Annotated in this window: 12 protein-coding genes and 2 pseudogenes; 7 read left to right on the forward strand and 7 right to left on the reverse strand. The window is 44.3% G+C overall.

Annotation, left to right across the window (positions count from 1 at the left end):
* Both O9324_RS20480 and O9324_RS20485 read left to right on the forward strand, forming a co-directional pair.
* Positions 1-132, forward strand: a pseudogene (locus O9324_RS20480) (IS630 family transposase); the annotation flags it as partial.
* Positions 133-137: 5 nt separating this feature from the next.
* Positions 138-753: pseudogene (locus O9324_RS20485) on the forward strand (ISKra4 family transposase); the annotation flags it as partial.
* A 106-nt stretch (positions 754-859) separates the two neighbouring features.
* Here O9324_RS20485 and O9324_RS20490 read toward each other — a convergent pair.
* A complete protein-coding gene (locus tag O9324_RS20490; RefSeq protein WP_288141168.1) occupies positions 860-1387 on the reverse strand; it encodes a hypothetical protein in 528 nt (175 codons plus the stop codon).
* A 173-nt stretch (positions 1388-1560) separates the two neighbouring features.
* Here O9324_RS20490 and O9324_RS20495 point away from each other — a divergent pair, with 173 nt between their 5' ends.
* Positions 1561-1824 carry a hypothetical protein gene (locus tag O9324_RS20495; RefSeq protein WP_288141169.1) on the forward strand — a complete coding sequence of 88 codons (264 nt, stop codon included), beginning with the start codon at positions 1561-1563 and terminating at the stop codon, positions 1822-1824.
* A 321-nt stretch (positions 1825-2145) separates the two neighbouring features.
* On the opposite strand, the gene O9324_RS20500 is transcribed toward O9324_RS20495, so the two are convergent.
* The 4 genes from O9324_RS20500 to O9324_RS20515 all read right to left on the reverse strand — a co-directional run bounded on the left by O9324_RS20500 (position 2146) and on the right by O9324_RS20515 (position 4940).
* Positions 2146-2487: a DUF760 domain-containing protein gene (locus O9324_RS20500; RefSeq protein ID WP_002771313.1), complete on the reverse strand. Its 342-nt coding sequence runs from the start codon at positions 2485-2487 to the stop codon at positions 2146-2148.
* A 190-nt stretch (positions 2488-2677) separates the two neighbouring features.
* Complete coding sequence (locus O9324_RS20505; protein ID WP_002771311.1) at positions 2678-3841, reverse strand: GuaB3 family IMP dehydrogenase-related protein; 1164 nt, start codon at positions 3839-3841, stop codon at positions 2678-2680.
* Positions 3842-3923: 82 nt separating this feature from the next.
* Positions 3924-4160: a hypothetical protein gene (locus O9324_RS20510; protein ID WP_185238326.1), complete on the reverse strand. Its 237-nt coding sequence runs from the start codon at positions 4158-4160 to the stop codon at positions 3924-3926.
* Positions 4161-4250: 90 nt separating this feature from the next.
* Entirely contained in the window at positions 4251-4940 is a 690-nt protein-coding gene (locus O9324_RS20515; protein WP_287630499.1) for a lecithin retinol acyltransferase family protein, read from the reverse strand.
* A gap of 80 nt (positions 4941-5020) precedes the next feature.
* Here O9324_RS20515 and O9324_RS20520 point away from each other — a divergent pair, with 80 nt between their 5' ends.
* Together O9324_RS20520 and O9324_RS20525 are read left to right on the forward strand one after the other, a co-directional pair.
* Positions 5021-5254 carry a hypothetical protein gene (locus O9324_RS20520; RefSeq protein ID WP_002771307.1) on the forward strand — a complete coding sequence of 78 codons (234 nt, stop codon included), beginning with the start codon at positions 5021-5023 and terminating at the stop codon, positions 5252-5254.
* Positions 5255-5276: 22 nt separating this feature from the next.
* Positions 5277-5771, forward strand: a complete 495-nt coding sequence (locus tag O9324_RS20525) for a phosphoribosyltransferase (RefSeq protein WP_287630497.1) — start codon at positions 5277-5279, stop codon at positions 5769-5771.
* A gap of 81 nt (positions 5772-5852) precedes the next feature.
* On the opposite strand, the gene cydB is transcribed toward O9324_RS20525, so the two are convergent.
* Complete coding sequence (cydB, locus tag O9324_RS20530; RefSeq protein ID WP_002792975.1) at positions 5853-6866, reverse strand: cytochrome d ubiquinol oxidase subunit II; 1014 nt, start codon at positions 6864-6866, stop codon at positions 5853-5855.
* An 8-nt stretch (positions 6867-6874) separates the two neighbouring features.
* A complete protein-coding gene (locus O9324_RS20535) occupies positions 6875-8302 on the reverse strand; it encodes a cytochrome ubiquinol oxidase subunit I (protein WP_287107206.1) in 1428 nt (475 codons plus the stop codon).
* A gap of 353 nt (positions 8303-8655) precedes the next feature.
* Here O9324_RS20535 and mnmG point away from each other — a divergent pair, with 353 nt between their 5' ends.
* Together mnmG and O9324_RS27570 are read left to right on the forward strand one after the other, a co-directional pair.
* Positions 8656-10563: a tRNA uridine-5-carboxymethylaminomethyl(34) synthesis enzyme MnmG gene (gene mnmG / locus O9324_RS20540; RefSeq protein ID WP_288141170.1), complete on the forward strand. Its 1908-nt coding sequence runs from the start codon at positions 8656-8658 to the stop codon at positions 10561-10563.
* Between the two features lie 348 nt (positions 10564-10911).
* Positions 10912-11121, forward strand: a complete 210-nt coding sequence (locus O9324_RS27570; RefSeq protein ID WP_002772907.1) for a hypothetical protein — start codon at positions 10912-10914, stop codon at positions 11119-11121.
* The last annotated feature ends 375 nt before the right edge of the window (positions 11122-11496 follow it).

An 11496-nucleotide genomic window follows, 5' to 3' on the forward strand; every position in this document is an offset into this window, starting at 1 on the left:
AACTTTTCTGACTTTTCTTCAGCTATTTATGAATGTCTGAATGATGCCCACCTGAAACATAAAAAAGAACTGGATTCCTTGCTCACTCTACGATTTCAGAAGTTTAATAAATCTCAGATTATGAACGTCTAAAGTATATCAAAGAAATCAGCTTGGATGGTGGGAAAGTACGCTCTTTGAACGGAGACAAAAGGAGAATCGTGCGTTTGGAAAGATTACAAGGCGATCCGGGCAGATAATCTAGTGACCAAAGCCACGTTCAGGGAAAACGAGGTTTTAATCGAGTGGGTAAATCGGCAAGAGTTGTCCGATCCTCTAACCTGTCTAGGAGACGGTCATCCGGGGATATGGAAAATCATCGGACAGATCGAAGCCCCAGTCGAAAAACGAGAGGTTTTAGATTGGTTTCATCTGGTGGAAAACCTGTATAAAGTCGGAGGTTCCCAGAAGAGAATTCAAGAGGCGGAAAGCTTGTTATGGAAGGGAAAAGTCGAGGAAACTATCGCTTTATTCTCTTCTTTATCGAAAAAACAAGCGGAAAATTTCTGTAACTACTTGAGAGAGCATTGTCATCGAATAATCGATTATTCTTATTTTCAAGAGAACGAAATTTGTTCGATTGGTTCAGGAGCGGTGGAATCAACGATTAAACAAATCGATAGACGCTTGAAAATTTCGGGAGCGCAATGGAATGAAAGGAATGTACCTCAAGTTCTCAAACTTCGTTGTGCGTACCTGAACGGAACACTTTGAACGAGGCTTAGTACGTTTGTTCTGACGAAATTGACTTGCTCCCGCCAACTTTCCCATTTAAAGTCTTCCTTAATTGCCTAAAAAATAGACCTCTTTTTTGTGAATTTTAATGCGGGTTTACTTGAATCTCAATTTTGTCCGAGGGGTTGAATTTAATTTCCTCGACAACGTAGGAACTGTTACGCAATACATTCTTGATCACTATTATTTCTAGAGAATCTAGTGAGGTTAAAGTTACTTCCGCTTTTCCTTCATTAACATCAACAATTCTGAATTTCTGTAGGGGTTCCGTCCAGCGTTGTCTATTCTGTTGTTGGAATCCATCCCTTGATAATACTACAGGTCGGGTTTCTCTGATAGTTACTTCCCCTTGAAACTCTATCTGTTTGATCTCTTTCATTGCCACTTCTTTTGTTTCTGATTCTCTCCCTAAAGCGATCTTTTTCGCTTGGGAATCGAACTTGATTAATCTCCCAGATAGAGAAGTGCCATTTTTTAAAGATACTTTTGTATCATCCGGCATGAATACGGGGATTACGGGAGATCTATCGCCGGTGGCTGGTAGATGATAGCCAGCAAGAGAGGCGATAAAAACTAGGCTAGTTGCGGTTATTATTGGGTAGAGTTTTTTCATCTTTACCTTGCCTAAATGATCGGGATTTGGTTGGTTCTGTTTTCAATCTTGGATGCGGTGGGTTAGGAGTAACAGTAACTCACCCTAGGGTTTTTTCTAGAGGGGTTTTTCCATATTTTAGCGTCAGGATTGTCAAAGGGGAAGCGTTTTATCTTCTCTTTATGTTAAAACTTATGAAGGTACTCCTTTATGCGGTGGACGATAGAAATATGACTCTACAAGAGCTAATGCGGTGGGCGGAAAAATTATCCGCGATCGAGAAACGGCAACTGCTCGAAAAAATTACCGCAGAAATGGCATCAGAATCGGCAGAAATTAATCAACCCCGTCCCTCTTTATGGGGTATATGCGCCGATTTAGGACAGGCTCCCTCAGCTGAAGATATCGATAAAACCCGACGAGAAGCGTGGGGAGATTTTACGGCAGAGGATCTTTAAGTGTTAAAAGCAAGTTTTAAGTAGGGGCTCTTCGTTACTTGTTATGGTTCGATAGGGGGGCATAAATCGACTAAATCCTTATCTGGCAAGAGACTTAATTGATTAGTTCGCTCTAGAGCAAAAACAATTGACAAAAATCGCTAAATGCCTTTCTCTATAAGGGTTACATCCCTTATAACCCCCGTCCATTGCATAACACAAACCGAAGAGCCAGTTATATGGCTAACTAATGCAATAAAAGACAAATAAAAATGGACAACTGATAGCTGATTGCCGATTGCTTATTTTTCCCTTTCCAACTAACCTAACTACCGCTCAACTTTAAACATCGCTAGAACCGCTCTGGAGAGTAGCGAGGGATTTTTCAAAATTCATTCTCTGTTCAGCATTGCGGAGAAAGTAACCACTCATCATTGCCGAGGCTAATAACCGGCCTAGATGTTCGCGACTGGTACTGATAGTGACACCGAAATGTTCGGAAGGAAGGTTGCCCAAAAGTCCGATAATGTTGCGTTCCATCACTTGAAAAACCTCTTGGGACTCCGGTTTCGAGAGTTGGGCGATTGTCTCCGGACTTAAGGTCTGGACATACTGCCACAAACTCTCGGAAAATTCACTATCGGTACCGAATAAATTGTGAGGGCGATCGTTTTCTCTATACACCTTTGATCTCCTTAACTCAATTTTTTTATAAACTATCCTTTTGGTTCTTCCAATTTAACAGTTTTTTGAGATAGTGGGAGTCGGTAGAACCGAACCTGAAGGCCATGGTCATCCCAAGCAGAAAATCCATCTCCGGCACAAATCAAAAACTTAACACTGATGATAACCGATCGCTGTTCACTGATAACTTTTATTTACCCATACCTAAATGCTGGGCCTTTTGATAGACTTTACCCTCCGTCAGCAGCGAGGGAGCAATCACCACTTCCACCTGTTGCATTTCCTTTAAGTTCTTAGCACCCAAAGTTCCCATACTGGTTTTCAGCGCCCCTAGGAGGTTATGAGTACCATCATCTAATTTTGCTGGTCCGACGAGGATTTCGGCAATAGTTCCCGTACTGCCCACACTAATCCGGGTTCCCCGGGGTAGAACTGGACTAGGTGTGGCCATACCCCAGTGAAAACCGCGGCCGGGGGCCTCCAAGGAGCGGGCAATGGGAGAACCAATCATCACCGCGTCGGCGCCACAGGCGATACATTTGCAGATATCACCGCCGGTAATAATGCCGCCATCGGCAATAACGGGGACGTATTTACCTGTTTCTTGGAAAAAATCGTCCCTAGCGGCGGCACAATCGGCCACAGCAGTGGCCTGGGGAACTCCCACCCCCAAAACGCCGCGAGAAGTACAGGCAGCCCCGGGACCGATACCGACTAAAACCCCGGCTGCCCCAGTTTTCATCAGGTTAAGGGCGACTTCATAGGTGACGCAGTTGCCCAAAACCACGGGAATGGGCATTTCTTGGCACAGTTGCACTAAATCGAGGGGAGTGATAGCTTCCGGGGATAAATGGGCAGTGGAAACAACCGTTGCTTGGACAAAGAGAATATCGGCTGCTGCTTGGGCAACAATAGCACCGTATTTGACGGCACCGGCAGGGGTGAGGCTAACTGCCGCAATACCGCCTTTTTCTTGAATTTCTTGGATACGAAGCTCGATTAGTTGCGGTTTAATCGGTTCTGCGTAGAGTTCCTGCATTAAACCGACGAATTCTGCTTTGCCGACCGCAGCAATGCGATCGAGAATCGGGTTAGGATCCTCGTAACGAGTTTGAATACCTTCGAGGTTTAGTACCCCTAGCGCCCCCAACTCGGAGAGGAGGACGGCCATTTTAGTATCCACCACCCCATCCATAGCGCTGGCGATAATCGGGATTTCCCGCTCGATATTGCCGAGAGACCAACGGGTATCGGCTAAACTAGGATCGAGGGTTCGCACTCCGGGTACAAGTGCGATTTCATCGATACCGTAAGCTCTACGGGCTGTTTTGCCCCGACCAATAATTGTATCCACGTTTCTATACTATTTCAGACCTATTTAGCCTAGACTAGCAAATTTCGCACCATCTCGAAAAGCTTTTCGGTATTATGGCAAACTAGGCCTCAGGAAAATAATCGCCACAGTCGATCGCTTGTTCGGTGTTGGCGCTCCGGGGTTGTACACTACATTTGAGGCGATAATCGTTGGTAAAGTAGCGGCAGTGGGAGCAAGGGATGGAGTGCATCCGTCGGGCAACTTGCCAACTATCGCGCACGGCACTGGCTAAAGACCAGCAAACTAAAGCGATAATGGCAGCGGCGATTGAAAAACGTAAAATAATCCAGATTTCCATGGCGAGCAACTAAAATTACCTGATGTGGAGGGGAATCAACCGAGGCAATTGGCAGAGGTTTAGATACTGAACAGTTTACTGACATCCAGACTAACCGTTAGCAATCACCAGACTTTTAAGAACATTTTCGGTCATGGCCGCTATTTGATCCAATTGTTCCTGATGGCGTTTTGCCTGTTTTTTGGCTTCTACCTTGCGTTTCAGGGCTTCCCGGGCTAAATCATCGCGATTTTTGCTTAAAGCTTCGATCGCCACTCGATTCCATGTTTCTGCTTCTTGAATGGCTTTTTTATACTGGGGTTGAATTTCATCCCAACTGACCTTAAGATTGCTTAAAGCCCCTTTTAACAGGGTTTGGGCATTGTTGGGGTCGGCTCCGATGAGGGATTTTTTCAGAGGTTCGTAGAGTCCCACCGCTTGTAAATGGGTAATAATCGGGATAAATTCTTCTATCTGTTGACTTTTGCTAATACCGGTCTTACACCAAGTGGCAAAATGTTCGCAGTTGTTAAAAAGAAGATTATATTTCTGCTCCCCCAGACGACTTAGCGCCCTTTCTACCACCACATCGGGGATAAAGGAAAATCCCACCTCTACATAGCGCACCACATAGATTTTACCGCCCCTAGCAAAGGTTTCTAGGGAAGTTCGTTCCACAATCTCGCTCGGTTTTCGGTAATGAATGACGCTACCATCACCGCAATCGATGCCATGATGGGCATAAACACCCTGAAGATTGAGCAATTCCCGATGGGCGTATATTTGATCCCCTCTAGCCATATTTTTTTAGTGATAAAGTAAACAAGGAGATTGTCTATTGACCCAGTTTTTCTAGTTATTACTCTTATATTTTAGAGATTATGGATGCTTTTAGTCCCTTTCCCCCTGACTGGACAGAGAATGCTGTTCACGCCTACAATTTTTGTTGTCCTTACTGTGGCGCCAAAGCTAAAGAAGCTCAGGCCGTTTGGATCAATCGCCGCGCTCCCGTTTTAGGAGAAGATTCTCGTCGTAAATGGCAGGAATTCTATCATTGTCAATGCGATCGAGTTTGGTGGGCCTGGAGTAGCGATCGACCTGCCGAAAATAAGTAATTATCAATCGAGAATCGACAATATGGCCGATATTTATGTTTCTTGGGATGAATACCATCGTCTGATCGAAAAATTAGCAGTAAAAATCGATCGTTCTGGTTGGCAATTTGCTCAGATTGTCTGTTTAGCTAAGGGAGGATTGCGCGTCGGTGACATTCTCTGTCGTCTTTTTCGTCAACCCCTAGCCATTCTCTATGCTGCTTCCTACGGGGGGCAAAATCATCAAATTCGGGGAGAATTAACTATTTCCTCGAATTTAGCCATGATCGAAGCCCAATTAAAGAGTCCCTTATTATTAGTGGATGATTTAGTCGATTCGGGAATCACTCTCCAAAAAACCTCGATTTTGTTACAGGAAAAATACGGGATTACCAATATCAAAACTGCGGTGATCTGGTACAAAGCAGCATCAAGAATCAAACCTGACTATTATGTGGAATATTACCCCGATAATCCCTGGATTCATCAACCCTTCGAGCGTTACGAGTTAATTACACCCAAAGACCTCCTAGAATAAATTCAGTTTAGCATCAGCTTAGAGAGTCTCCCCTTAAAAATCTCACCAAAGAAGATTGATATCTGAAATCGGCAACGTCATCTATTCTCCGTAGGATTCAGCAGTAATTTTACCCCGAAAAACGATGTAATTATAAACTGTATAGGCTAGTAAAATTGGGATTAAAAAACCCACAAAAGTCAGCATAAACACCAAAGAACTAGGGGCGGCTGCCGCTTGATAAATTGTCACGGACGGGGGAATAATATCGGGAAAAATCAACAATCCCAAACCGATAAAAGAGAGCATAAACAGCAATACTGTCCACACCATCGGGGTGTTTTCTTCCTTTAGTTGCAAACTCCGCAGTAATAAACCCAGTAAGACCACAGCTAAAATCGGGATGAGGATAAAGATGTAAATTAGTCGAGGGTCAAATAAACGCTGACGGATATGGTCAGAAAGCAGCGGCGTACTGATGGTGATAAAGATAGCACCGATAAAAGTGGTAATAGCGGCAATTTTTGCCGTTTTATAGTGAACTTCCTGTAAATTACCCGTAGTTTTCAGAATTAGGTAAGTGGAACCCACTAAAACATAAGCTTGGATTAAAGTTAGAGACACTAGAATCGATCGCCATGTTAACCAATCAAAGGGGCCGCCAGCAAAATGACCCAATTCATCCACTTTAATGCCCTCAAAAACCGCACCGAGGGCGAATCCTTGCCCCAAAGCGGCCAAAAAACTGCCGAGTCCGAAGGCATAATTCCAGAACAACTTGCGACGAGAATGTTCACGAAACTCGAAGGAAACAGCCCGAAATAACAGCCCCACCACCATAATCACTGCTGGCAGGTATAAAGCGTTTAAAATTGTCCCGTAAGCTAGGGGAAACGCCCCAAACAGGGAACCCCCCATCAAAACAATCCAAGTTTCGTTAGCATCCCAAACATTGCCCAAACTGGTCATTAAAATACTGCGACGCTTCTCGGAGGAGGAAGTCAGGGAAAGAATTCCCACCCCCAAGTCAAAACCATCGAGGAGGACGTAGAGAAACAGGAATAAACCCAGAATAAAAAACCAAATTTGCGGCAAAAAATACTGTAACGGTTCCATAGTTCCTCCTATTGTTGCGCTTCTAGGGAACGGGGATTCGCTTCCTGTGAGGTCACTTTTTCCTCTTGAGTCCCCGGCAGTGGTAAGTTAAGATTGGGTCCCTGACGGATAATAAGACTGCCGAAATAGAGAGCAGAAACCAAGAAAACAACATAAATCGCCGTAATTCCGATTAAAGAGGTTAAAATCTCGCCTGCGGGCAGTTTAGAAGCAGCATCCACCGTCCGGATTTGATTGTAAACCGTCCAGGGTTGACGACCGACACAACGGACAATCCAACCAGTTTCAACCGCAAGATAACCCAGAGGGGCCGCAAAAACCCAAGCGCGTAGTAACCATTTTTGACTGTCGATTTTTTCGTTAGATAATTGACCGCGCAGCCATTGCCCGACAGTTACAGCCATTAAAGACGCAAGAAAAAGACCGATAGCGACCATAATCCGGAAAGAATAATAGATTAGCCCCACCATGTGCGGTCTGTCTTCGTATTTCCACGTTTTTAAGCCGAGAACAGGTTCCGATAACTTGGGTTTTAATTCCAAAAGATAACCCAAAGCATTAGGAATCTTCACTTCCCAGCTATTTGTCTCCGCTTTATCCTTGGGTAAAGCAACCAAACTCCAACCGGCAGTTTCTCCCGCAGGAATGGTTTCCCATTGCGCTTCCATGGCGGCTAATTTAGCCGGTTGATAGTGATACACTTGTTCGGCACTAAGATGACCGACAAAAATTTGCAAGGGGGCGATAACAATCGCTAGAGTAAGAATAATTTTGAGAGAACGACTAAAAAAGCTAATGTGACGTTTATTGAGCAAATACCAAGCACTAATACCACCAATGACGAAAAGAGAAGTTTCCAGAGTAGCGAAAAACATATGCAGGAAACTATTAACCATGAAGGGATTGAGAATCGCTTGTAGGTAATCCTGAACGATAAATTTACCATCCACGAAGATGCCACCGGCGGGGGTTTGCAGCCAAGAATTAGCGGTTAAAATCCAGAAAGTGGAAAGATTAGCCCCAAAAGCGACGAGAATTGTCGCTAGGAAGTGAATTAACGGGGGAACTCGTCCCCAACCAAACAACATAATTCCTAGAAAACTAGCCTCTAGCATAAAGGCCATGGTTCCCTCGAAACCGAGGATAGTTCCGAAAAAGTCCCCCACCGCTTCCGAAAAAGGCGCCCAATTCATACCAAACTGGAAGGCCATCGGTAAACCAGAAGCAACTCCAATGCCGAAATTGAGAATGTAGAGTTTTGACCAGAAGCGAGCGTGATGATAGTAGTCAGGATTGCGAGTTTTTAGCCATAATCCTTCGACAATGACTAGATAAATGCCCATACCAGTGGTTAACACCGGCCAAAGCATATGAAAAATAGCGGTGATGGCGAATTGTATCCGCGACAAAGCAACGGGATTGGCAAGTAAATCCATGATTATAATCTTTAAACGATCGTGAAGATAAGTAGGTGGGTGGAATTAAATATAAGATGAACGTAGGTTGGGTTGAAGCATGAAACCCAACGCCCGATTATGTTACGCTACCGCTAACCCATCCTACAAATAATTGTGCCTCCCTACTTATGATAAGCACCTATAATACTTAGCCAGTAATGCCCTGAAAAGGCAAGGGTAAATAGGAATTATATAGATTGTTTTTAGATTTATGCGATCGCTTTGATGGTATTCAATGATTTTAGTTAGTATATTTGTATTATATTAGGGGGAAAACTCAGAAAAATTGCTAGAATGTTAGCCTGATTAATTAATTTTCCCCTCGATCGAGTATGACTTTCTCCTCAGCCGCAGACTTTCAAGACGAATTTGATGTCATCGTCGTCGGGGCGGGCCATTCCGGCTGTGAAGCGGCCCTAGCTTGCGCCCGTCTCGGTTGTCGTACCCTTCTCCTCACCCTTAATCTCGATAAAATCGCCTGGCAACCCTGTAACCCCGCCGTCGGTGGTCCGGCTAAATCCCAATTAACCCACGAAGTGGACGCTTTAGGCGGCGAAATTGGCAAAATGGCCGACCGCACCTATCTGCAAAAACGGGTTCTTAATGCCTCTCGCGGACCGGCAGTCTGGGCCCTACGCGCCCAAACCGATAAACGGGAATACGCGGCGGTGATGAAAGGTATCGTCGAAACCCAAGCAAATCTCGTTATTCGGGAGGGCATGGCCACAGACCTGATTTTAGGGGCAAATGAGCAAGTTTTAGGGGTAGAAACCTATTTCGGCACTTGTTTCGCCGCTAAAGCCGTCATTTTAACCACTGGCACTTTTTTAGGCGGCAAAATCTGGATTGGCGGCAAATCTATGGCCGCCGGACGCGCGGGCGAATTTGCGGCGGTGGGTTTAACAGAAACCCTAAATCGTCTCGGATTCGAGACTGGTCGCCTAAAAACTGGCACTCCTGCCCGTGTGGATAAGCGTTCGGTGGATTACTCTCGTATGGAACCGCAACCGCCCGATGACGAGGTACGTTGGTTTAGTTTTGATCCGGAGGTGTGGATCGAACGAGAACAAATGAACTGTCATCTCACCCGCACCACGGCGGCCACTCATCAATTAATCAGAGATAATTTACATTTATCCCCCATTTATGGCGGTTTTATTGACTCCAAAGGGCCTCGTTATTGTCCCAGTATTGAGGATAAAATCGTCCGTTTTGCCGATAAAGAAAGTCATCAAATTTTTATTGAACCGGAAGGGCGCGATATTCCCGAACTTTATATCCAAGGCTTTTCAACGGGACTGCCGGAAAATGTTCAATTAGCAATGCTGCGGACTTTACCCGGTTTAGAAAACTGTGTAATGTTGCGGGCTGCCTATGCAGTGGAATACGATTATTTACCGGCAACTCAGTGTTATCCAACCCTGATGACGAAGAAGATTGAGGGGTTATTTTGTGCGGGACAAATTAACGGCACAACCGGTTATGAAGAAGCGGCAGCCCAGGGACTGGTGGCGGGGATTAATGCGGCGCGGTTTGCTTTAGGAAAAGAGTTAATTGTTTTTCCCCGGGAGGAAAGTTATCTAGGAACTTTGGTCGATGATTTGTGTACTAAGGAGCTGCGGGAACCCTATCGAATGTTAACCAGTCGTTCCGAATATCGCTTAGTATTGCGATCGGATAATGCCGATCAAAGATTAACACCTTTAGGGCGAGAAATTGGTTTAATTGATGACCGGCGTTGGCAATTATTCCAAACTAAACAAGCTAATATTATCGCTGAAAAAGAACGCCTACACGAAACGAGAATTAAAGAACGGGATCAGGTGGCAATTGCCATCGTTAAGGATACGGAACAAAAAATTAAAGGTTCTCTCTCTTTAGCTGATTTACTGCGTCGTCCTAGCTTCCATTATCTCGATCTCGATCGCTATGGTTTAGGTAATCCTGATATAAATTTAGCCGAAAGAGAAGGGGTAGAAATTGAGATTAAATATTCCGGTTATTTGAAGCGACAACAAAATCAAATTGACCAAATTAGTCGCCACAGTAACCGTCATTTATCCCCCGATATTGACTACATGAAAATCGAAACTTTGTCAATGGAATCGCGGGAAAAATTAACAAAAATTAAACCCGCCACCATCGGTCAAGCCTCCCGAATTGGCGGAGTCAATCCCGCCGATATTAACGCTTTATTAGTGTATCTAGAAATGCGGCAGATGTCGGCAGTTAAAAGTTAGGAAATAATTCTGATTATCAGCGATCAAGAGTTATTATCGGCTGCTTAATTAAGTAGCTGGTTATAAGTAGTCGTGCAAAATTAATTTCCTAGTGAAGATAGGCAAGAGGCAAGGGGCAAGAGGCAAGAGCGGGGTTAGATATGTGTAATTAATTTTGCTTAGGTACTTAATTAAATTAAAAATGGATTTTAGGTTCGATCCCCCCTGCCCCCCTTGATAAGAGGGGTGTCGATCCCCCCTGCCCCCCTTGATAAGGGTAGGGGAGCAAGTCAGTTTTGCAGAAGAGTACGCTGGAGACCGGTAGAAGAATCGAGTAAAATAGGGATATATCAAAGGAGGAAACGGTCAATGAACCCAGAAAACCAGAAAAAACTTCAAGAATACGCCCGAGGAATCGCCGAAATTCTCTATCAAGAGGCCGCTCCCGAAGACTTAGCCAGTTTAGGGGATATTGAAAAAACGATCCGACAACAGACTTTAGATTATGTTACCCCCCAATTAGGAATTTTTTTATCGAAAAAACAACGGGAACAAAAGCGGGACGAGAAAGAATTCTAAAAAGTATAATCGGTCAACTACCCGTCACCGAAAAACAAGCGGAGTATTTACATCTGGAATCCCATCAAAGAATTAGTCCAGCTTTAGAGGAATGTTGTTTAAGGTTAAGTGCCACGGTTTCTTACAAGAATGCTGAAAAGGATCTGCCCAAATACACGGGAATAAAAGTTTCCGAGAAAACGTTACAAAGAATTGTCGAGCGCCACGAGTTTCCCGAGGAAGAAGTAAGAGAAACTATACTTTGCACGGCTACAACTTGCATTTTTTACTCAAGGACAATAATATAGTTTAAGAGTCATAATTAGAAGCAAAGCACTCATTAAAAACATGATTAACCTAGAATTCACGGAAGAAGAAAAGAACTCACTGTATTAT

Origin of the sequence: Microcystis sp. LE19-84.1B (assembly GCF_027531875.1) — a bacterium.
GTDB classification, from domain to species: domain Bacteria; phylum Cyanobacteriota; class Cyanobacteriia; order Cyanobacteriales; family Microcystaceae; genus Microcystis; species Microcystis panniformis.